Annotated in this window: 19 protein-coding genes; all 19 read left to right on the plus strand. The window is 65.2% G+C overall.

All coding sequences use genetic code 11. The features are described from left to right. Position 1 precedes the first annotated feature (1 nt). Complete coding sequence (gene mnmA, locus FEZ61_RS06820) at positions 2-1,111, plus strand: tRNA 2-thiouridine(34) synthase MnmA (protein ID WP_017641460.1); 1,110 nt, start codon at positions 2-4, stop codon at positions 1,109-1,111. Next, a complete protein-coding gene (hflD, locus tag FEZ61_RS06825) occupies positions 1,108-1,728 on the plus strand; it encodes a high frequency lysogenization protein HflD (RefSeq protein ID WP_017641461.1) in 621 nt (206 codons plus the stop codon). The genes mnmA and hflD overlap by 4 nt, the downstream gene beginning before the upstream one ends. A gap of 83 nt (positions 1,729-1,811) precedes the next feature. Beyond that, on the plus strand, positions 1,812-3,182 hold the full coding sequence (purB, locus tag FEZ61_RS06830; protein WP_017641462.1) for an adenylosuccinate lyase: 1,371 nt from the start codon (positions 1,812-1,814) through the stop codon (positions 3,180-3,182). Positions 3,183-3,383: 201 nt separating this feature from the next. Continuing rightward, the gene (locus tag FEZ61_RS06835; protein WP_093252337.1) at positions 3,384-4,562 is read left to right on the plus strand and encodes a cupin domain-containing protein; all 1,179 of its coding nucleotides are present in this window, start codon (positions 3,384-3,386) and stop codon (positions 4,560-4,562) included. 12 nt (positions 4,563-4,574) lie between these two features. Next, positions 4,575-5,105, plus strand: a complete 531-nt coding sequence (locus tag FEZ61_RS06840; RefSeq protein ID WP_093252342.1) for a hypothetical protein — start codon at positions 4,575-4,577, stop codon at positions 5,103-5,105. Then, the gene (locus tag FEZ61_RS06845) at positions 5,102-5,863 is read left to right on the plus strand and encodes a secretin N-terminal domain-containing protein (protein ID WP_064308994.1); all 762 of its coding nucleotides are present in this window, start codon (positions 5,102-5,104) and stop codon (positions 5,861-5,863) included. The genes FEZ61_RS06840 and FEZ61_RS06845 overlap by 4 nt, the downstream gene beginning before the upstream one ends. 259 nt (positions 5,864-6,122) lie before the next feature. Further along, positions 6,123-6,536 (plus strand): NADH-quinone oxidoreductase subunit A, encoded by a 414-nt coding sequence (locus tag FEZ61_RS06850; RefSeq protein WP_007158885.1) that lies wholly within the window; start codon positions 6,123-6,125, stop codon positions 6,534-6,536. Positions 6,537-6,546: 10 nt separating this feature from the next. After that, positions 6,547-7,221: an NADH-quinone oxidoreductase subunit B gene (locus FEZ61_RS06855; RefSeq protein ID WP_007158886.1), complete on the plus strand. Its 675-nt coding sequence runs from the start codon at positions 6,547-6,549 to the stop codon at positions 7,219-7,221. 51 nt (positions 7,222-7,272) lie between these two features. Further along, positions 7,273-9,057: an NADH-quinone oxidoreductase subunit C/D gene (gene nuoC / locus FEZ61_RS06860; RefSeq protein ID WP_173147937.1), complete on the plus strand. Its 1,785-nt coding sequence runs from the start codon at positions 7,273-7,275 to the stop codon at positions 9,055-9,057. Positions 9,058-9,059: 2 nt separating this feature from the next. After that, entirely contained in the window at positions 9,060-9,560 is a 501-nt protein-coding gene (gene nuoE, locus FEZ61_RS06865; RefSeq protein WP_017642310.1) for an NADH-quinone oxidoreductase subunit NuoE, read from the plus strand. Beyond that, entirely contained in the window at positions 9,557-10,906 is a 1,350-nt protein-coding gene (nuoF, locus tag FEZ61_RS06870) for an NADH-quinone oxidoreductase subunit NuoF (RefSeq protein ID WP_093252346.1), read from the plus strand. The genes nuoE and nuoF overlap by 4 nt, the downstream gene beginning before the upstream one ends. A 138-nt stretch (positions 10,907-11,044) precedes the next feature. After that, positions 11,045-13,762, plus strand: a complete 2,718-nt coding sequence (gene nuoG, locus FEZ61_RS06875) for an NADH-quinone oxidoreductase subunit NuoG (protein WP_173147939.1) — start codon at positions 11,045-11,047, stop codon at positions 13,760-13,762. Beyond that, positions 13,759-14,769 carry an NADH-quinone oxidoreductase subunit NuoH gene (nuoH, locus tag FEZ61_RS06880; RefSeq protein ID WP_017642307.1) on the plus strand — a complete coding sequence of 337 codons (1,011 nt, stop codon included), beginning with the start codon at positions 13,759-13,761 and terminating at the stop codon, positions 14,767-14,769. The genes nuoG and nuoH overlap by 4 nt, the downstream gene beginning before the upstream one ends. Before the next feature lie 10 nt (positions 14,770-14,779). Then, on the plus strand, positions 14,780-15,328 hold the full coding sequence (nuoI, locus tag FEZ61_RS06885; RefSeq protein ID WP_017642306.1) for an NADH-quinone oxidoreductase subunit NuoI: 549 nt from the start codon (positions 14,780-14,782) through the stop codon (positions 15,326-15,328). A 9-nt stretch (positions 15,329-15,337) separates the two neighbouring features. Further along, positions 15,338-15,850: an NADH-quinone oxidoreductase subunit J gene (nuoJ, locus tag FEZ61_RS06890; protein ID WP_017642305.1), complete on the plus strand. Its 513-nt coding sequence runs from the start codon at positions 15,338-15,340 to the stop codon at positions 15,848-15,850. 25 nt (positions 15,851-15,875) lie between these two features. After that, the gene (gene nuoK, locus FEZ61_RS06895) at positions 15,876-16,184 is read left to right on the plus strand and encodes an NADH-quinone oxidoreductase subunit NuoK (RefSeq protein ID WP_007158894.1); all 309 of its coding nucleotides are present in this window, start codon (positions 15,876-15,878) and stop codon (positions 16,182-16,184) included. Further along, positions 16,181-18,028: an NADH-quinone oxidoreductase subunit L gene (gene nuoL, locus FEZ61_RS06900; protein ID WP_017642304.1), complete on the plus strand. Its 1,848-nt coding sequence runs from the start codon at positions 16,181-16,183 to the stop codon at positions 18,026-18,028. The genes nuoK and nuoL overlap by 4 nt, the downstream gene beginning before the upstream one ends. A 27-nt stretch (positions 18,029-18,055) precedes the next feature. After that, positions 18,056-19,588, plus strand: a complete 1,533-nt coding sequence (gene nuoM / locus FEZ61_RS06905; RefSeq protein ID WP_064308993.1) for an NADH-quinone oxidoreductase subunit M — start codon at positions 18,056-18,058, stop codon at positions 19,586-19,588. A 7-nt stretch (positions 19,589-19,595) separates the two neighbouring features. Further along, positions 19,596-21,047, plus strand: a complete 1,452-nt coding sequence (gene nuoN / locus FEZ61_RS06910) for an NADH-quinone oxidoreductase subunit NuoN (RefSeq protein ID WP_173147941.1) — start codon at positions 19,596-19,598, stop codon at positions 21,045-21,047. Positions 21,048-21,112 lie beyond the last annotated feature (65 nt).

Genomic DNA, 21,112 nt, shown 5'->3' on the forward strand with positions numbered 1-21,112 from the left:
AGTGAACGGCACCCGCGTCATCGTCGGCATGTCCGGCGGAGTGGATTCCTCGGTCTCGGCCCTCTTGCTCAAGGAGCAGGGCTATCAGGTCGAGGGCCTGTTCATGAAGAACTGGGACGAGGATGACGGCACCGAGTACTGCACCGCCAAGGAAGACCTGGCCGACGCCCAGGCGGTCTGCGACCGCATCGGCATCACGCTGCACACGGCCAACTTCGCCGCCGAGTACTGGGATCACGTCTTCGAGCACTTCCTCGCCGAATACAAGGCCGGTCGCACGCCGAATCCGGACATCCTCTGCAACCGCGAGATCAAGTTCAAGGCCTTCCTCGACTACGCCCTGGCCCTGGGCGCCGACTTGATCGCCACCGGTCACTATGTGCGCCGTCGCGACGTCGACGGCCAGACCCTGCTGCTCAAGGGCCTCGACGCCAACAAGGACCAGAGCTACTTCCTCCACGCCGTGGGCGGCGAGCAACTGGCGCGCACCCTCTTCCCGGTGGGCGAACTGGAAAAGCCCGAGGTCCGCGCCATCGCCGAGCTGCATGGCCTGGCCACCGCGCGCAAGAAGGACTCCACCGGCATCTGCTTCATCGGCGAACGCCGCTTCAGCGACTTCCTCAAGCAGTACCTGCCGGCCCAGCCGGGTGACATCGAGACCACCACCGGCGAGGTCATCGGCCGCCACCACGGCCTGATGTACCACACCATTGGGCAGCGCCAGGGCCTGGGCATCGGCGGCATGAAGGATGCCGGTGACGATCCCTGGTACGTGCTGAGCAAGGACCTGACCCGCAACGTGCTGATCGTCGGTCAGGGCAACGCCCACCCCTGGCTGTTCGCCGAGGCCCTGACCGTCAGCGAGATGTTCTGGGTCAATGGCCTGGACCTCACCCAGCCGCGCCGTCTCACCGCCAAGGTCCGCTATCGCCAGCAGGACCAGCCCTGCCGGATCGAACGCCAGGGCAGCGGCTACCGGGTGGTCTTCGACGAGCCCCAACGCGCCGTGACCCCGGGTCAATCGGTGGTCTTCTATGACGGCGATGTCTGCCTGGGCGGTGGCGTGATCGAACACTATCAACCTGCCTGCGCCGAGGCGCCCGCCGCATGAATCGCACCCAGGAACAACTCATCGCCCTGGGCGGCGTCTTCCAGGCCGCTGTGCTGGTGGACCAGTTGGCGCGCACCGGCCAGGTGCCCGAAGAACCCCTGGCCTGCCTGCTCGGCAGCCTGCTGGTCCGGGATCCGGGCAGCACCCTGGACGTCTACGGCGGCAGCGTAGTGCCGCTGCGCGAGGGCCTGGGCGCCCTTTCCAGCACCCTGGAGCGCAATCCCAACAGCCTGCAGCGGGAGCCCCTGCGCTATGCCCTGGCGATGACCGCCCTGGAACGCAAGCTGGAGAAGCGCGGCGACCTGCTCGACCTCATCGGCCGGCGCCTCACCCAGATCCAGTCCCAGGTGGAACACTTCGGTGTGGCCCACGAGAACGTCATCGCCGCCTGCGGTGGTCTCTACGAGGACACCCTGAGCACCTTCAAGCAGCGCATCCAGGTGCACGGCGAGATGCGCTACCTGCAGCAATCCGCCACCGCCTCGCGGGTACGCGCCCTGCTGCTGGCCGGGATTCGCTCGGCGCGCCTCTGGCGCCAGCTCGGCGGCCATCGCTGGCAGCTGGTGCTCAATCGTCGCAAGCTGCTCGATAACCTCTACCCCCTGCGCAACGGCTGATCCCAGGCCGGCGGCGGTACTACAGCCCCGGCCTTTGCGTGTAGAATTCGGCCCCTTTCTCCCCCGCTACCAAGAGAATGCCCATGCAGCTCTCCTCGCTCACCGCCGTATCGCCCATCGACGGCCGTTACGCCGGCAAGACCGCCGCCCTGCGCCCCATCTTCAGCGAATTCGGCCTGATCCGTTTCCGCGCCCAGGTCGAGGTCCGCTGGCTGCAGCGCCTGGCCGCCCACGCGGGCATTCCCGAAGTCGCGCCCTTCTCCGCCGAAGCCAATGCCCTGCTGGACAAGCTGGCCACCGCGTTCAGCGTCGAGCAGGCGCAGCGGGTCAAGGACATCGAGCGCACCACCAACCACGACGTCAAGGCCATCGAGTACCTGCTCAAGGAAGAGGTCGCCAACCTGCCGGAGCTGGCTGCGGTGAGCGAATTCATCCACTTCGCCTGCACCTCCGAGGACATCAACAACCTGTCCCACGCCCTGATGCTGCGCGAAGGCCGTGACCAGGTGCTGCTGCCGCTGATGCGCCAGATCGCCGGCGAGATCCGCGTGCTGGCCCATCGCTTCGCCGACGTGCCCATGCTGTCGCGGACCCACGGCCAGCCCGCCTCCCCTACCAGCCTGGGCAAGGAACTGGCCAACGTGGTCTATCGCCTGGAACGCCAGATCGAGCAGATCGCCGCCATCCGCCCGCTGGGCAAGATCAACGGCGCCGTGGGCAACTACAACGCCCACCTGTCCGCCTACCCCGACGTCGACTGGGAAGCCAATGCGCGCACCTTCATCGAAGACGACCTCGGACTGACCCTGAATCCCTACACCACCCAGATCGAGCCGCACGACTACATCGCCGAGCTGTTCGACGCCATCGCTCGCTTCAACACCATCTTGATCGACTTCGACCGGGATATCTGGGGCTACATCTCCCTCGGCTACTTCAAGCAGAAGACCGTGGCCGGCGAGATCGGCTCCTCGACCATGCCGCACAAGGTCAACCCCATCGACTTCGAGAACTCCGAAGGCAACCTGGGCATCGCCAACGCCATCCTCCAGCACCTGGCCAGCAAGCTGCCGATCTCCCGCTGGCAGCGCGACCTGACCGACTCCACCGTGCTGCGCAACCTGGGCACCGGCCTAGCCCACGGCGTGATCGCCTACGAAGCCACCCTCAAGGGCATCGGCAAGCTGGAACTCAACGCCGCCCGCATCGCCGAAGACCTGGACGCCTGCTGGGAAGTTCTGGCCGAGCCGGTGCAGACCGTGATGCGCCGCTATGGCGTGGCCAACCCCTACGAGAAGCTCAAGGAGCTGACCCGTGGCAAGGGCATCAGTGCCAGCGCCCTGCAGGATTTCATCGACGGCCTGGAAATCCCCGAGGCCGCCAAGGCCGAGCTGCGCCAACTGACTCCGGCCGGCTATATCGGCAACGCTGCCGAACAGGCCCGTCGGGTCTGAGAACCTGCCCACGATCTGCTGCGCGTCGGCCAAACGGCGTTGAAAATGCCTTCGGAATGCTCATTTACCACTCGTAAACTCCGCTTCCTCAGGCCTTTTCGCCTTGTTTGACTCTAGCTCGCAAGATCGTAAACAGGTTCTGAGGCTGCCTACTTTTCTACGCCCGGCCTTGCCGGGCGTTTTTCATTGCGCGAGGTGTGCATGAACCCGGATCAACCCCTGCAACTGCTCGGCGGCCTGACCGCCCGTGAATTCCTGCGCGACTACTGGCAGCGCAAACCCCTGCTGATCCGCCAGGCCCTCCCGGACTTCCAGAATCCCCTGGAGCCCGACGAACTGGCCGGCCTGTCGCTGGAAGAGGAAATCGAATCCCGCCTGATCATCGGCCAGGACCGTACCTGGGAACTGCGCCGCGGCCCCCTGCCGGAAGACACCTTCGCCAGCCTGCCCGAGCGGGACTGGACCCTGCTGGTGCAATCGGTCGATCAGTTCGTCCCCGAGGTGGCCGAGGTGCTGGAGTCCTTCCGCTTCCTGCCCAACTGGCGCGTCGACGACATCATGGTCAGCTATGCCGCCCCCGGTGGCGGTGTCGGCCCCCACTACGATCACTACGACGTCTTCCTGCTGCAGGGCCATGGTCGCCGCCGCTGGCGCATCGGCCAGCAATGCACCGCCGACAGCCCGCTGATCGACGGCCTGGAGCTGAAGATCCTCGCCGACTTCCAGCAGACCGACGAATGGGTCCTGGAACCGGGCGACATGCTCTACCTGCCGCCGGGTCTGGCCCACGACGGCATCGCCGAAGACGAGTGCATGACCTACTCCATCGGCTTCCGCGCCCCCAGTGCTGGCGAGGTGCTCACCCACTTCACCGACTTCCTCGCCCAGTTCATCCCCGAGGACGAGCGCTACAGCGACGCCGGTTGCGCGCCGGCCAGCGAGCATCCGGCCGAGATCCCGCCCGAGGCCATCGAGCGCCTGCGCGGCCTGATGAAACGCCACCTGAGCGACGATCGCCTGCTGTTGGCCTGGTTCGGCCAGCACATGACCGAGCCACGCTATCCGGAGCGGGTCGCCGGGGAAAACCTCAGCGCCAAGCAGCTGCGCAAGGAACTCGACGAAGGCGCCCTGCTGATGCGCAATCCCAGTGGCCGCATCGCCTGGAGTCGCCTGGAAGACGAGGTGATGGTCTTCGCCAGCGGCCAGAGCCGCCTGCTGCCCATGCGACTGCAACCGCTGCTCGACCTGCTATGCTCGGCGGAGGTCCTGCACGAGGCCAATCTCGCGCCCTGGCTGCAGGACGACGATGCCATGCGCCTGATCCGCGAACTGCTCCAGCAGGGCAGCCTGATCTTCGCCGGAGAAGACGACGACGAGTGAGAGGGAGCCGCTGTGGACGAGTCCTTTGCCGATCTGACCCTGGACGCCCTGCCCGAACCTCAGCTCGGCCAGGATCTCGCCCTGCGCCTCGAAGGCCTGGACGCCCTGCGTGAGCACAGCGTCCGCCTCATCGCTCAAGCCAGCCGCCAGCTGTGTATCCAGACGCCTGACCTGGAAGCGCCCCTCTACGACAACCGGGACGTCGAGACGGCGATCAAGCGCCTGCTGCTGGGCCATCCACGGCATCAGGTACGTCTCCTGATCAACGACAGCGCCCTCGCGATGCGCCAGGGCCATCGCCTCATCGCCCTGGCGCAGCGCCTGACCAGCAACCTGCTGATTCGGCGACCACCGGCCGACCAGCAACCGGAAGGCGCCTGCCTGATCGTCGACGACCAGGCCCTGCTGCGCCGCACGGGCAGCGCACCCACCGGCTTCGTCCGTTATGGCGACCGCGCTGCGGTCAAGGTGCAACAACAGGTCTTCGATCGCCTCTGGGCGATCAGCCAACCGGATCAGGAATTGCGGAGGATGCTGCTGTGAAAGGCCTGCTGGCGCTCTTGCTGCTGTTGACGGCCACCGTTTGGGCCGCCCCCCGCACCGAAGTCATTCCGCTGCAATACCGCACCGCCGACGACCTGCTGCCTACCCTGCAAGCCGTCCTCGGCGGCGAAGGCAAGGTCAACGTCTATGGCAATCAGCTGATCGTCAACGCCGAGCCGGCCAAGCTGGCCGAGATCAAGAATCTGCTGGCCCAGCTGGATACCCAACCGCGGCGCCTGCTCATCACCCTGGCTACCCGCGCCGGCAGTTCGGGCGCCAGTCAGGGCTATTCGGTAAACGGCGATGTGCGCTCGCCCCAGGTGCGCATCATCGAGGACAGCACCGACCAGAAGGAGGATGGCGCCCAGCGCGTCCAGGTCACCGAGGGCTATCCCGCCTTCATCCGCTTCGGCGCAGACGTGCCGGTGACCACCTACCAGACCTCGCCCTATGGCCAGAGCTACGCCCAGACCGATTACCGCCGGCTCGAACGCGGCTTTCAGGTCACCGCCCGTCTGAGCGGCAACCTAGTCCATCTGGACATCAACAGCGTGGATGATCGCGCCGCGGCCATGCGCCCGGGCACGGTGCAGACCCAGAGCGCCGCCACTCGCATCAGCGGCCCGCTGGGGCAATGGCTGGATCTGGGCGGCTTTCGCCAACAGGTCGAGAGCGACCAGAACGGCCTCACCCGCTACTACTCGACCGAGGGTCGTGACGACCGACAACTGAGCATTCGCGCCGACCTCATCGACTAGCGAATCGGCGAACGGCAGAACTCTGGCGGCAACTGGCAATCTAGGACACAGGAAGCAAAAGAAACTTATTTGAGAATAATTCTTATATTCATTCTCAAATAAACCTGAAGTTCCGTTTAGTTTGATTCAAAGCAGTCCAATAGAATCTTTTTAAGCCAATAAATTTACAGAATGAATCGATAGAGCATAAAATCTGTCTGTGTTGCGACACCGTGTCGCACTGATAGCGCCTGATACCCAATAATTAAGGATTCAAAGCATGTCTGAGTCGATCAGCCTACTGACCCACAACTGGAGCTTCGCGGTATTTCTCCTGGGCGTGGTCGGTCTGATTGCCTTCATGCTCGGAGTCTCGAGCCTGCTCGGCAGCAAAGCCGTGGGCCGTAGCAAGAACGATCCCTTCGAGTCCGGCATCGTCCCCACCGGGGGTGCTCGTCTCCGTCTCTCTGCCAAGTTCTATCTGGTCGCGATGCTCTTCGTGATCTTCGACGTCGAAGCCCTCTTTCTCTTCGCCTGGTCGGTCTCCATCCGTGAATCGGGATGGGCCGGCTTCGTGGAAGCCTCCATTTTCATAGCAATTCTGTTGGCGGGTCTTGTCTACCTGTGGCGAATCGGAGCGCTCGATTGGGCGCCTGCGAGCCGTCGCGAGCGGCAGGCGAAGTCGAAACAATGAGGCTTTGGCAATGCAATACAATCTCACCCGGATCGATCCCGATGCGGCAGTAGACCGCTATCCGGCCGGCCAGCGGGAAACCGTGGCCGACCCCGTCGAAAGTCAGGTCAACCGCAGCATCTTCATGGGCAAGCTCGAAGATGTCCTGCGGGGCGCGGTCAATTGGGGGCGCAAGAACTCCCTCTGGCCGTACAACTTCGGCCTGTCCTGCTGCTATGTGGAAATGACCACCGCCTTCACGGCGCCCCACGACATCGCCCGCTTCGGCGCCGAAGTCATCCGGGCCTCGCCGCGTCAGGCCGACTTCATGGTCATCGCCGGCACCCCCTTCATGAAGATGGCCCCGGTCATCCAGCGCCTGTACGAGCAAATGCTGGAACCCAAGTGGGTGATCTCCATGGGCGCCTGCGCCAACTCCGGCGGTATGTACGACATCTACTCGGTCGTTCAGGGCGTGGACAAGTTTTTGCCCGTTGACGTCTATGTGCCCGGCTGCCCGCCTCGCCCCGAAGCCTTCCTCCAGGGCCTGATGCTCCTGCAGGACTCCATCGGTGAAGAACGCCGCCCCCTCTCTTGGGTAGTGGGCGACCAGGGTATCTACCGCGCCGAGATGCCTTCGCAGCGTGAGCAGAACCGCGAGCGCCGCATCCAGGTCACCAACCTGCGCAGCCCAGACGAAGTGTAAGTCCCTTCCAGGACCTGCACGCTGACGACGATCGATTAGCGACGGAACATCATGACCGCAGATACCGCTCTGTCCGCCTCTGCGCTCGCCCCTGCCGGCGAAGCGTCGGTGGTTGGCGAACTCCAGGGCCAATTCGGCGCCGACGCCCTGACCCTGCAAGACACCCGTACCGGCATGCCGGTGATCTGGGTGGCGCGCGAACGAATCATCGAAGTGTTGCGCTTCCTGCGCAACCTGCCCCGCCCCTACGTCATGCTCTATGACCTGCATGGCGTGGACGAACGCCTGCGGACCCATCGCCGCGGCCTGCCCAACGCGGACTTCACGGTCTTCTACCACCTGCTGTCCATCGACCGTAACAGCGATGTGATGCTCAAGGTAGCCCTGTCCGCCAACGACCTGCGCCTGCCCACCGCCACCGGCATCTTCCCCAATGCCAACTGGTACGAGCGGGAAGTGCTGGACATGTACGGCATCCATTTCGACGGTCACCCGCTGCCCAAGCGCATGCTGATGGCCGACAACTGGCAGGGGCACCCCCTGCGCAAGGACTATCCGGCGCGGGCCACCGAGTTCGATCCCTATGCGTTGAATGCCGCCAAGCAGGATCTCGAACAGGAAACCCTGAGATTCAAGCCCGAGGAATGGGGTATGAAGGAGCATGCGGAAAATTCCGACTTCATGTTCCTCAACCTGGGCCCGAACCACCCCTCCGCCCACGGTGCCTTCCGCATCATTCTGCAGCTGGACGGCGAAGAGATCGTCGACTGCGTTCCGGAGATCGGCTACCACCACCGCGGCGCCGAGAAGATGGGTGAGCGCCAGTCCTGGCACAGCTACATCCCCTACACCGATCGGGTCGACTACCTGGGCGGGGTGATGAACAACCTGCCCTACGTCCTTTCGGTGGAAAAGCTCGCCGGTATCAAGGTGCCGTCGCGGGTCGACTTCATCCGCGTGATGATGGCCGAGTTCTTCCGCATCAACAGCCACCTGCTGTTCCTGGGTACCTATATCCAGGACATCGGCGCCATGACCCCGGTGTTCTTTACCTTCACCGACCGTCAGCGCGCCTACAAGGTGATCGAAGCCATCACCGGCTTCCGCATGCACCCCGCCTGGTTCCGTATCGGCGGCGTCGCCCATGACCTGCCGCGTGGCTGGGACAAGCTGGTCCGCGAATTCCTCGACTGGATGCCCAAGCGTCTGGACGAGTACGAGAAAGCCGCGATGAAGAACAGCATCCTCATCGGCCGGACCAAGAACGTCGCCGTCTACAACACCAAGGAAGCCCTGGAGTGGGGCGTCACCGGCCCCAACCTGCGTGCCACCGGTCTCGATTTCGACCTGCGCAAGGCCCGTCCCTACTCCGGCTACGAGAACTTCGAATTCGAGGTGCCCATCGCCCACAACGGCGACTGCTACGACCGCGGCATGCTGCGCGTCGAGGAGATGCGCCAGAGCCTGCGCATCATCGAGCAGTGCCTGCAGCACATGCCCGAAGGCCCGTACAAGGCGGATCACCCGCTCACTACGCCGCCGCCCAAGGAGCGCACCCTGCAGCACATCGAGACCCTGATCACCCACTTCCTGCAAGTGTCCTGGGGTCCGGTGATGCCGGCGGGCGAAGCCTTCCAGATGATCGAGGCGACCAAGGGCGCCAACAGCTATTACCTGACGAGCGATGGCAGCACCATGAGCTACCGCACCCGCATCCGGACGCCGAGCTTCCCGCATCTGCAGCAGATCCCGGCCGTCATCCGCGGCAGCATGGTGTCCGACCTGATTGCCTACCTGGGCAGTATCGACTTCGTCATGGCCGACGTGGACCGCTGAGCATGAGCACCGAAACCCTGATTCAAACCGACCGTTTCGTCCTGAGCGACACCGAGCGCTCGGCCATCGAGCACGAGATGCATCACTACGAGGACCCGCGCGCGGCGTCCATCGAAGCCCTGAAGATCGTCCAGAAGGAACGTGGCTGGGTGCCGGACGGCGCCATCTACGCCATCGGCGAGGTGCTGGGCATTCCCGCCAGCGACGTCGAGGGCGTGGCGACCTTCTACAGCCAGATCTTCCGCGTGCCGGTCGGTCGCCACATCATCCGCGTGTGCGACAGCATGACCTGCTACATCGGCGGCCACGAATCCGTGGTCGGCGAGATCCAGCGTCAGCTGGGCATCGGTCTGGGCCAGACCACCACCGACAGCCGCTTCACCCTGCTGCCGGTCTGCTGCCTGGGCAATTGCGACAAGGCCCCGGCGCTGATGATCGACGACGACACCCATGGCGATGTCCAACCTGCGGGCGTGGCCAAACTGCTGGAGGGATACGCATGAGACTGACCTCCTTCGGGCCTGCCAACAGCATCGCCCGTACCCCCGAGACCCATCCCCTGACCTGGCGCCTGCGTGAAGACGGCGCCCCGGTCTGGCTGGAGGAATATCAGGCGAAGGACGGCTACGCCGCGGCGCGCAAGGCGCTGACCGAGCTGGCACCCGACGCCATCGTCCAGGAAGTCAAGGACTCCGGCCTCAAGGGCCGCGGCGGTGCGGGCTTCCCTACCGGCGTGAAGTGGGGCCTGATGCCCAAGGACGAATCCCTCGATATCCGCTACCTGCTGTGCAATGCGGACGAGATGGAGCCCAACACCTGGAAGGACCGCCTGCTCATGGAGCAGCTGCCGCACCTGCTGGTGGAAGGCATGCTGATCAGCGCCCGGGCACTCAAGGCCTACCGTGGCTACATCTTCCTGCGCGGCGAATACGTCGACGCCGCCGCCAACCTGCGGCGCGCGGTGGAAGAGGCCAAGGCCGCCGGTCTGCTCGGCAAGAACATCCTCGGCAGCGGCTTCGACTTCGAGCTGTTCGTCCACACCGGTGCCGGTCGTTACATCTGTGGCGAAGAGACCGCGCTGATCAACTCCCTGGAAGGTCGCCGCGCCAACCCGCGCTCCAAGCCGCCCTTCCCCGCCGCCGTCGGCGTCTGGGGCAAGCCGACCTGCGTCAACAACGTCGAGACCCTGTGCAACGTGCCGGGCATCGTCGCGGGTGGCGTGGACTGGTACAAGAGCCTGGCCCGCGAAGGCAGCGAAGACATGGGCACCAAGCTCATGGGCTTCTCCGGCAAGGTGAAGAATCCCGGCGTCTGGGAACTGCCCTTCGGCATCACCGCCCAGGAGCTGTTCGAGGACTATGCGGGCGGCATGCGCGATGGCTTCAAGCTGAAATGCTGGCAGCCCGGTGGCGCCGGTACCGGCTTCCTGCTGCCCGAGCACCTCTCGGCGCAGATGTACGCCGGCGGCATCGGCAAGGTCGGTACCCGCATGGGCACCGGTCTGGCCCTGGCCGTGGACGACAGCGTCAACATGGTTTCGCTGCTGCGCAACATGGAAGAGTTCTTCGCCCGCGAATCCTGTGGCTGGTGCACCCCCTGCCGCGACGGCCTGCCCTGGAGCGTCAAGCTCCTGCGCAGCCTGGAGAAAGGCGAAGGCCAGCAGGGCGATCTCGATACCCTGCTGCAGCTGGTCAACTTCCTCGGCCCAGGCAAGACCTTCTGTGCCCACGCACCAGGCGCCGTCGAGCCTCTGGGTAGTGCCATCAAGTATTTCCGCGAGGAGTTCGAGGCCGGTGTGCGCAAGGCGCCCAGCGAACCTCGTCCGACTGCTTCCGCGACCGTGATCTGAGGACCGGCCCCTCGGGGCCGCTCCCATCGCTTTCTGGCCGGGCTCGACCCGGCCGGCGCTGCCACTGGCGACCGCCAGGGCGGCGCGAACGTTTTCCCATTAGCCAGACCCGCCCTGCGCGGGTGAGAAGAAAACCCTATGGCCACTATCCATGTAGACGGCAAGACGTACGAGGTCGACGGGGCGGACAACCTCCTCGAAGCCTGCCTGTCCCTGGGGCTCGACATCCCCTATTTCTGCTGGCACCCGGCGCTGGGCAGCGTCGGCGCCTGCCGCCAGTGCGCGGTCAAGCAGTTCGCCGACGAGAATGACACCCGCGGGCGCCTGGTCATGTCCTGCATGACCCCGTCCAGCGACAAGACCTATATCTCCATCGAAGACGCCGAAGCCAAGGAATTCCGCAGCTCGGTCATCGAATGGCTGATGACCAACCATCCCCACGACTGTCCGGTCTGCGAAGAAGGCGGCCACTGCCACCTGCAGGACATGACGGTGATGACCGGTCACAACAAGCGCCGTTATCGCTTCACCAAGCGTACCCACCAGAATCAGGACCTCGGCCCGTTCGTCGCTCACGAGATGAACCGCTGCATCGCCTGCTATCGCTGCGTGCGCTACTACAAGGACTACGCCGGCGGTACCGACCTGGGCGTCTACGGTGCCCACGACAACGTCTACTTCGGCCGCGTCGAGGACGGTGCCCTGGAGAGCGAATTCTCCGGCAACCTGACCGAGGTCTGCCCCACCGGGGTGTTCACCGACAAGACCCACTCCGAGCGTTACAACCGCAAGTGGGACATGCAGTTCGCTCCGAGCATCTGCCATGGCTGCTCCTCCGGCTGCAACATCAGCCCCGGCGAGCGCTATGGCGAATTGCGCCGCATCGAGAACCGCTTCAACGGCTCGGTGAACCAGTATTTCCTCTGCGACCGTGGCCGCTTCGGCTATGGCTATGTCAATCGCAAGGACCGCCCGCGTCAGGCCCTGCTGAAGGACGGCAGCCTGGAAACCGGCATCGACGCCGCCCTGGATCGCGCTGCCCTGCTGCTGCGCGGCAAGAAGGTGATCGGTATCGGTTCGCCCCGCGCCAGCCTGGAAAGCAACCACGCCCTGCGCGAACTGGTCGGCGCCGAGAATTTCTCCAGCGGCATGAGCGCTCGTGACCTGGCTAACGTGCGCCTGGTGCTGCAGGTCCTCAAGGACAGCCCCCTGCCCGTCCCGACCCTGCGCGCCATGGAGAAGCACGATGCCGTCTTCGTCCTCGGCGAGGATCTGACCCAGACCGCCGCCCGCCTGGCGCTGTCCCTGCGGCAGTCCGTCAAGGGCAAGCCCGAGGCCATGGCCGCGGCGCAGAAAATCCAGCCCTGGCTCAATGCGGCCGTGCAGAACATCGGCCAGAGCGAGCGCAATCCGCTGTTCATCGCCAGCGTCGCCGCCACCCGCCTGGACGACGTCGCCGACGCCCGTCTGCATGGCTCGCCGCTGGAACTGGCCCGTTTCGGCCACGCCGTGGCCCACGCCATCGACGCCAGCGCCCCGGCCGTCGACGGCCTGACCAGCGAAGTCGCCGAGCAGGCGCGCCTGCTCGCCGAAACCCTGCTGGCCGCCGAACGGCCGCTGGTGGTATCCGGTACCTCCCTGGGTGAACCGGCGCTGATCGAAGCCGCCGCCAACCTGGCCAAGGCCCTGGCCGCCAAGGGCAAGGCCGGCTCCCTGAGTCTGGTGGTGCCCGAAGCCAACAGCCTGGGCCTGGCGCTCTACGGCGGCGAGTCCGTCGAAGACGCCTTCGCCGCCCTGGAAAATGGCCAGGCCGATGCCCTGGTAGTGCTGGAGAACGACCTCTATCGCCGTGCCCCGGCCCAGCGGGTGGATCAGGCCCTGGCCCGCGCCCAGGTGCTGGTGGTGCTGGATCACCAGCGTACCGCCACCGCCCAGCGCGCCGACCTGGTGCTGCCGGCGGCGAGCTTCGCCGAAGGCGACGGTACCCTGGTCAGCCAGGAAGGTCGCGCCCAGCGCTTCTTCCAGGTCTACGAACCGAGCTATTACGATCCCTCCAGCCTGGTCCGCGAGGGCTGGCGCTGGCTGCACGCCCTGCGCAACACCCTGGACAACCGCCCGGTGGACTGGACCCAACTGGACCATGTCACCGACGCCGTGGCCACCGCCGCACCGCAATTGGACGGCATCCGCGATGCCGCGCCCAACGCCAGCTTCCGGGTGAAGGGCCTCAAGCTCGCTCGTGAACCGCACCGCTACAGTGGCCGTACCTCCATGCGTGCCAACCTCAGCGTGCACGAGCCGCGTGCGCCCCAGGACGCCGACACCGCCTTTGCCTTTTCCATGGAAGGTTATGCCGGCAGCGCCGAGCCGCGTCAGCAGATCCCCTTCGCTTGGTCGCCGGGCTGGAACTCGCCCCAGGCCTGGAATAAGTTCCAGGACGAGGTGGGTGGTCACCTGCGCGCTGGCGATCCGGGCGTACGCCTGATCGAGTCCCAGGGTGATCGCCTGAGCTGGTTCGCCGTGCCGACCGCTGCCGTGCGCGGCGCCGAGTCCGGCTTCCAGGCCGTACCGCTGTACCACCTGTTCGGCAGCGAAGAGACCTCTTCCCGCGCCGAGCCGGTGCGTGAGCGCATCCCGGTGGCCTACGTGGCCCTGGCCAAGGCCGATGCCGACCGCCTGGGCGTCAACGAAGGTGCCCTGCTGCGCCTGCAGGTCGCCGGTCAGGAACTGCGCCTGCCATTGCAGATCAAGGCCGAGCTGTCCGCTGGCTTGGTCGGCCTGCCCGCCGGCTTCGAAGGGATTCCGGTGGACTTCGCCGGCCTTACCGTGGAAGGACTGCAGGAGGCCGCGGCATGACCTGGCTCACCCCTACCCTCATCGCCGTGGTGATCGGCGTCCTCAAGGCCATCGTCATCCTCCTGGCGGTGGTCATCTGCGGGGCGCTGCTGAGCTTTGTCGAACGGCGCCTGCTGGGTCTCTGGCAGGACCGTCATGGTCCCAACCGGGTCGGCCCCTTCGGTGCCTTCCAGCTCGGCGCCGACATGCTGAAGATGTTCTTCAAGGAGGACTGGACGCCGCCGTTCGCCGACAAGATGATCTTCGCCCTGGCACCGGTGATCGCCATGGGCTCGCTGCTGGTGGCCTTCTCGGTCATTCCGATCACCCCCACCTGGGGCGTGGCTGACCTGAACGTCGGCCTGCTTTTCTTCTTCGCCATGGCCGGCGTCAACGTCTATGCCGTGCTCTTCGCCGGCTGGGCGAGCAACAACAAGTTCTCGCTGCTGGGCGCCATGCGCGCCTCGGCCCAGACGCTCTCCTACGAGGTGTTCATGGGTCTGTCGGTGATGGGCATCGTCGCGGTGACCGGTTCCTTCAACATGAGGGACATCGTCGAGGCGCAGCACCAGGGCTGGTGGTTCATCGTTCCCCAGTTCTTCGGCTTCTGTACCTTCTTCATCGCCGGCATCGCCGTCACCCACCGTCACCCCTTCGATCAGCCGGAAGCCGAGCAGGAGCTCGCCGACGGTTACCACATCGAATACGCGGGCATGAAGTGGGGCATGTTCTTCGTCGGCGAGTACATCGGCATCGTGCTGATCTCGGCGCTGCTGGTGACCCTGTTCTTCGGCGGCTGGCACGGTCCCTTCCTGGACACCCTGCCCTGGCTGTCGTTCTTCTGGTTCGCCCTGAAGACCGCCTTCTTCATCATGATCTTCATCCTGCTGCGCGCGTCCATTCCGCGTCCGCGCTACGACCAGGTAATGGCCTTCAGCTGGAAGTTCTGCCTGCCCCTGACCCTGATCAACCTGCTGGTGACCGGCGCGGTGGTGCTTTACACCGCCACGCCGGCCATCGGCCAGTGAGGTATCCGTCATGATCAAGGAAATCCTGCACGTCCTGCATGGCACCTACACCCAGTTGCGCAGCATCGTGATGGTCTTCGGCCACGCCTTCCGCAAGCGCGACACCCTGCAATACCCCGAGGAGCCGGTGTACCTGCCGCCGCGCTATCGCGGCCGCATCGTGCTCACCCGTGACCCTGATGGCCAGGAGCGCTGCGTGGCGTGCAACCTGTGCGCCGTGGCCTGCCCGGTCGGCTGCATCTCCTTGCAGAAGACCGAGGCCGAAGATGGTCGCTGGTATCCGGAGTTCTTCCGCATCAACTTCTCGCGCTGCATCTTCTGCGGCATGTGCGAGGAGGCCTGCCCCACCACCGCCATCCAGCTGACCCCGGACTTCGAGATGTCCGAGTTCAAGCGCCAGGAGCTGGTGTACGAGAAGCAGGACCTGCTGATCTCGGGTCCGGGCAAGTATCCGGAATACAACTTCTACCGCGTGGCCGGCATGGCCATCGCGGGCAAGCCCAAGGGTGCCGCGCAGAGCGAGGCAGAGCCGATCAACGTGAAGAGCCTGCTGCCCTAAGGAGCTGTCGTGGAATTCGCCTTCTATTTCTCCGCCGGGGTGGCCGTATTGGCCACCTTCCGGGTGATCACCAACACCAATCCGGTGCATGCGCTGCTGTACCTGATCATCTCGCTGCTGGCCGTGTCCATGGTGTTCTTCGCCCTGGGCGCGCCCTTCGCCGGCGCCTTGGAGATCATCGTCTATGCGGGCGCCATCATGGTGCTGTTCGTCTTCGTGGTGATGATGCTCAACCTCGGGCCGGTCGTCGCCGACCAGGAACGCAAGTGGCTGACCCCCAAGGTCTGGATCGGTCCCTCGATCCTCGCCGGTGCCCTGCTGGTGGAACTGCTGGTGGTGCTGGCACGCACCCCGGGTGGCGCCACCATCGGTCACACCTCGGTAGAGGCCAAGGCCGTGGGTATCAGTCTGTTCGGACCCTATCTGCTGGCGGTCGAACTGGCCTCCATGCTGCTCTTGGGTGCCCTGGTCGCGGCCTACCACCTGGGCCGCAGCGACGTCAAAGACGGGATCGGCGAGTGAGTCGCCAAGGACTGGAGAACAGCCAATGAACGCCATACCTCTGGAACACGGCCTGGCCCTCGCCGGCGCCCTGTTCGCCCTTGGCCTGGTGGGCCTGATGGTCCGCCGCAACATCCTCTTCGTGCTCATGAGTCTGGAAATCATGATGAACGCCGCCGCCCTGGCCTTCGTGGTCGCGGGTAGCCGTTGGGGCGCTCCCGACGGCCAGGTGATGTTCATCCTGGTGCTGAGTCTGGCCGCCGCCGAGGCCAGTATCGGCCTGGCGATCCTGCTGCAGCTCTATCGCCGCTTCCACACCCTCGACGTCGATGCCGCCAGCGAGATGCACGGATGAACCTGCTACCCCTCACCTTCGCCTTTCCCCTGGTCGGCTACTTCCTGCTGGCCTTCTCCCGCGGTCGGCTGTCGGAGAATCTCTCCGCGCTGATCGGCGTGGGTTCGGTAGGCCTGGCGGCGCTGGTCGCCGCCTGGGTCGGCTGGAACTTCCACGTCACACCGCCCGCTGACGGCCACCTGACCATCGTCCTCTGGCAGTGGATGAACGTGGAGGGCTTCGCGCCCAACATGGCGCTCTACCTGGACGGCCTGTCGCTGACCATGCTCGGCGTGGTCACCGGCGTCGGCTTCCTGATCCACCTGTTCGCCTCCTGGTACATGCGCGGTGAAGAGGGCTATTCGCGCTTCTTCGCCTACACCAACCTGTTCATCTTCAGCATGTTGCTGCTGGTTCTCGGCGACAACCTGCTGCTGCTGTACTTCGGTTGGGAAGGCGTGGGCCTGTGCAGCTACCTGCTGATCGGCTTCTACTATAGCGAGCGCGCCAACGGCAACGCAGCGCTGAAGGCCTTCATCGTCACCCGCGTCGGCGACGTCTTCATGGCCTTCGGTCTGTTCATCCTGTTCATGACCCTGGGCACCCTGGACATCCAGGAGCTGCTGCAGAAGGCCCCTGACGTCTTCGCCAGCGGTGATCCGCTGATCGTACTGGCCACCCTGGCGCTGCTCGGCGGTGCCGTCGGCAAGTCGGCCCAGCTGCCGCTGCAGACCTGGCTGGCGGACGCCATGGCCGGTCCGACCCCGGTCTCGGCGTTGATCCACGCGGCGACCATGGTGACCGCGGGCGTCTACCTGATCGCCCGGACCCACGGCCTGTTCCTGCTGGCGCCGGAGATCCTGCACCTGGTCGGCATCGTCGGTGCCGTGACCCTGGTGCTGGCTGGTTTCGCCGCCCTGGTGCAGACCGACATCAAGCGCATCCTGGCCTATTCGACCATGAGCCAGATCGGCTACATGTTCCTGGCCCTGGGTGTAGGCGCCTGGCAGCCGGCGATCTTCCACCTGATGATCCACGCCTTCTTCAAGGCGCTGCTGTTCCTTGCCTCGGGTTCGGTGATCCTGGCCTGCCACCACGAGCAGAACATCTTCAAGATGGGCGGCCTGTGGAAGAAGATCCCCCTGGCCTACGCCAGCTTCGTGGTGGGCGGTTCGGCCCTGGCGGCACTGCCGCTGGTAACCGCCGGCTTCTACTCCAAGGACGAGATCCTCTGGGAAGCCATGGCCAGCGGTCACACCTACCTGCTCTATGCAGGCTTGGCCGGTGCCTTCCTGACCTCGATCTACACCTTCCGCCTGATCTTCATCACCTTCCATGGCGAGTCGCACACCGAGGCTCATGCCGGCCACGGCATCGCCCACAACCTGCCGCTGGCGGTACTGCTGGTGCTTTCGACCTTCGTCGGCGCGATGATCGTGCCGCCGCTGGCCGGTGTGCTGCCGGAATCCGTCGGCCATGCCGGTGGCGAAGCCAAGCACTCGCTGGAGATCACCTCGGGGGCCATCGCCATCGCCGGCATCCTCCTGGCCGCCCTGCTCTTCCTCGGCAAGCGTTCCTTCGTGAACGGTCTGGCCAAGAGCGCGCCGGGCCGCTTTTTCGGGACCTGGTGGTATCACGCCTGGGGCTTCGACTGGCTGTACGACCTGATCTTCGTCAAGCCGTACCTGCTGCTGACCCGCCTACTGCGTCGCGATCCCTTCGACCAGGCCATCGGCCTGATCCCGATGCTGGCACGCGGTGGCAACCTGGCACTGAGCATCACCGAGAACGGCCGTCTGCGCTGGTACGCGGCTTCCATCGTGGGAGGCGCCGTGCTGTTGCTCGGCGCGCTGCTGCTGGCCTGACCCCCTGACTAAGGATAAGTACACGTCATGCTTCTGCCCTGGCTAATCCTGATCCCCTTCATCGGCGGCCTGCTCTGTTTCCTCACGGAAAAGACCGGCCCGCTGGTGCCCCGCTGGATCGCTCTGTTCACCATGCTGCTGGAGCTGGCGCTCGGCCTCTGGCTGTGGGCCCACGGCGACTACAGCCTGGCGCCGGCCCCTGGTGCCGAAACCGCCTGGACCGCGGAATTCCAGATGGACTGGATTCCGCGCTTCGGCATCAGCCTGCACTTCGGCCTCGACGGCCTGTCGCTGCTGATGATCCTGCTCACCGGCCTGCTCGGTGTGCTGGCGGTGACCTGCTCCTGGCGCGAAGTGCAGCGCCACGTCGGCTTCTTCCACCTCAACCTGCTGTGGATCATCGGCGGCGTGGTGGGGGTGTTCCTGGCGCTGGACCTGTTCCTGTTCTTCTTCTTCTGGGAAATGATGCTGGTGCCGATGTACTTCCTGATCGCGCTGTGGGGCCATAGCTCCGCGGACGGCAAGAAGAGCCGCATCACCGCCGCCACCAAATTCTTCATCTTCACCCAGGCCAGCGGCCTGATCATGCTGGTGGCGATCATCGCCCTGGTACTGGTGAACTACGGTGCGACCGGCGTCCTGACCTTCGACTACGAAGACCTGCTGCAGCTGCAGCTGGACCCCAAGCTGGAGTACCTGCTGATGCTGGGCTTCTTCATCGCCTTCGCGGTGAAGCTGCCGGTGGTGCCGCTGCACTCCTGGCTGCCCGATGCCCACGCCCAGGCGCCAACCGCCGGTTCCGTCGACCTCGCCGGTATCCTGCTCAAGACCGCCGCCTACGGCCTGCTGCGCTTCGCCATCCCGCTGTTCCCCAACGCCTCGGCGGAATTCGCGCCGATCGCCATGTGGTTGGGCATCATCGGCATCTTCTACGGCGCCATCCTGTCGTTCGCCCAGACCGACATCAAGCGCCTGGTGGCCTACTCCAGCGTCTCGCACATGGGCTTCGTGCTGATCGGCATCTACTCCGGCAGCCCCCAGGCGCTGCAGGGCGTGGTGGTGCAGATGATCGCCCACGGTCTTTCCGCCGCCGGCCTGTTCATCCTCTGTGGCCAGCTCTACGAGCGCATGCATACCCGTGACATGCGCGAGATGGGCGGTCTCTGGGCACGCCTGCCCTACCTGCCGGCCCTGAGTCTGTTCTTCGCCTCGGCGTCCCTGGGTCTGCCCGGTACCGGTAACTTCGTCGGCGAGTTCCTGATCCTGCTGGGCGCCTTCCCGGTGGTACCGATGATCACCGTCATCGCCACCTTCGGCCTGGTGTTCGCCTCGGTCTATTCGCTGATCATGATCCACCGTGCCTACTTCGGCCCAGCCAAGGCCGAGGGTGCCCTGCCGGGTCTGAACGCACGGGAACTGTCGATGCTGCTGTTGCTTGGCGTGCTGCTGGTGCTGCTCGGCGTCTACCCGCAGCCGGTGCTGGATACCTCGGCCGCGAGCATGGCCGGTGTCCAGCAGTGGCTCGGCGAAGCCTTCTCCTCTCTCGTTTCCGCCCGGTAAGAGCGCCATGACCTTTACCTACGAACACTTCATCGCCCTCCTGCCGATCAGCATCACCGGCCTCACCGCCGTGGTGGTGATGCTGGGCATCGCCTGGCGGCGGGATCACACCATCATCCCGACCCTGGGCGTGATCGGTCTCAACCTGGCCCTGCTGTCCTGCATCCCGGCCCTGGGCGTCGGCGCCATCGACGTCACCCCGCTGCTGCGCATCGACGGCTTCAGCTGCTTCTACATGGCGCTGATCCTGATCGCCACCCTGGCCTGCATGACCCTGTCGCACGCCTACATGGAAGGCTATCCGGGCAACCGTGAAGAGCTGTACCTGCTGCTGCTGATCTCCGCCACCGGCGGTCTGGTGCTGGTGGCGGCGCAGAACGTCGCCGGCCTGTTCATCGGCCTGGAACTGCTGTCGGTACCGGTCTACGGCCTGGTGGCCTACAGCTACTTCAATCGCCGTTCCCTGGAAGCCGGCATGAAGTACCTGGTGCTGTCCGCCGCCGGCTCGGCCATCCTGCTGTTCGGCATGGCCCTGCTCTACGCCCAGTCCGGCAGCCTGAACTTCGCTGACATCGGCATGCAGATGGACGCCCCGGCCAGCACCGGCCTGCTGATGGAAATCGGCCTCGGCATGCTGATCGTCGGCCTCGGCTTCAAGCTGTCGCTGGTGCCCTTCCACCTCTGGACCCCGGACGTCTACGAGGGCTCGCCGGCTCCGGTCGGTGCCTTCCTGGCCACCGCCAGCAAGGTCGCCGTCTTCGCCGTGCTGGTACGGGTGTTCCAGACCATGCCCATGGCCACCGAAGACGGCTGGCTGCACGATGCCATCGCCTTCATCGCCATCGCCTCCATGCTGGTGGGCAACCTGCTGGCGCTGATGCAGAGCAACCTCAAGCGGCTGCTGGGTTACTCCTCCATCTCCCACTTCGGTTACCTGCTGGTGGCGGTGGCCTCGGGCGAAGGCCTGTCGATGGAAGCCGTGGCGGTCTACCTGGTGACCTATGTCTTCACCAGCCTGGGCGCCTTCGGCGTGATCACCCTGATGTCCAGCCCGAGCAACGGCCAGCGTGACGCCGATGCCCTGTTCGAGTACCGCGGCCTGTTCTGGCGCCGTCCGTACCTGACCGCGGCGCTGACGGTGATGATGCTGTCCCTGGCCGGCATCCCGCTCACCGCCGGCTTCATCGGCAAGTTCTACGTCATCACCGTGGGCGTGGAAGCGGGCATGTGGTGGCAGACCGCGGCCATCGTGCTGGGCAGCGCCATCGGCCTGTTCTACTACCTGCGCGTGATGGTCACCCTGTACCTGACCGAGCAGGGCCTGCAGCGCCACGATGCGCCGATGAACTGGGGTCAGCGCGCCGGTGGCGTGATGCTGATCGCCATTTCCATCGCCACCTTCGTGCTGGGTGTCTATCCGCAGCCGCTGCTGCAACTGGCGCAGCTGACGGTGTTCTGATCCCAGACGCCGCCCACGATCCCCGCTTCGGCGGGGATCGTCGTTTCTGGCCCCGGTGAAACACC

It is taken from the genome of Pseudomonas sp. MS15a(2019), from assembly GCF_013277805.1.
Classification (GTDB): Bacteria; Pseudomonadota; Gammaproteobacteria; order Pseudomonadales; family Pseudomonadaceae; genus Chryseomonas; species Chryseomonas benzopyrenica.

Coding starts and splice junctions, on each gene's coding strand:
- hflD (WP_017641461.1), top strand. CDS start 1,108: ATGAATCGCACCCAGGAACAACTCATCGCCCTGGGCGGCGTCTTCCAG.
- purB (WP_017641462.1), top strand. CDS start 1,812: ATGCAGCTCTCCTCGCTCACCGCCGTATCGCCCATCGACGGCCGTTAC.
- FEZ61_RS06835 (WP_093252337.1), top strand. CDS start 3,384: ATGAACCCGGATCAACCCCTGCAACTGCTCGGCGGCCTGACCGCCCGT.
- FEZ61_RS06850 (WP_007158885.1), top strand. CDS start 6,123: ATGTCTGAGTCGATCAGCCTACTGACCCACAACTGGAGCTTCGCGGTA.
- FEZ61_RS06855 (WP_007158886.1), top strand. CDS start 6,547: ATGCAATACAATCTCACCCGGATCGATCCCGATGCGGCAGTAGACCGC.
- nuoC (WP_173147937.1), top strand. CDS start 7,273: ATGACCGCAGATACCGCTCTGTCCGCCTCTGCGCTCGCCCCTGCCGGC.
- nuoE (WP_017642310.1), top strand. CDS start 9,060: ATGAGCACCGAAACCCTGATTCAAACCGACCGTTTCGTCCTGAGCGAC.
- nuoF (WP_093252346.1), top strand. CDS start 9,557: ATGAGACTGACCTCCTTCGGGCCTGCCAACAGCATCGCCCGTACCCCC.
- nuoG (WP_173147939.1), top strand. CDS start 11,045: ATGGCCACTATCCATGTAGACGGCAAGACGTACGAGGTCGACGGGGCG.
- nuoH (WP_017642307.1), top strand. CDS start 13,759: ATGACCTGGCTCACCCCTACCCTCATCGCCGTGGTGATCGGCGTCCTC.
- nuoI (WP_017642306.1), top strand. CDS start 14,780: ATGATCAAGGAAATCCTGCACGTCCTGCATGGCACCTACACCCAGTTG.
- nuoK (WP_007158894.1), top strand. CDS start 15,876: ATGAACGCCATACCTCTGGAACACGGCCTGGCCCTCGCCGGCGCCCTG.
- nuoL (WP_017642304.1), top strand. CDS start 16,181: ATGAACCTGCTACCCCTCACCTTCGCCTTTCCCCTGGTCGGCTACTTC.
- nuoM (WP_064308993.1), top strand. CDS start 18,056: ATGCTTCTGCCCTGGCTAATCCTGATCCCCTTCATCGGCGGCCTGCTC.
- nuoN (WP_173147941.1), top strand. CDS start 19,596: ATGACCTTTACCTACGAACACTTCATCGCCCTCCTGCCGATCAGCATC.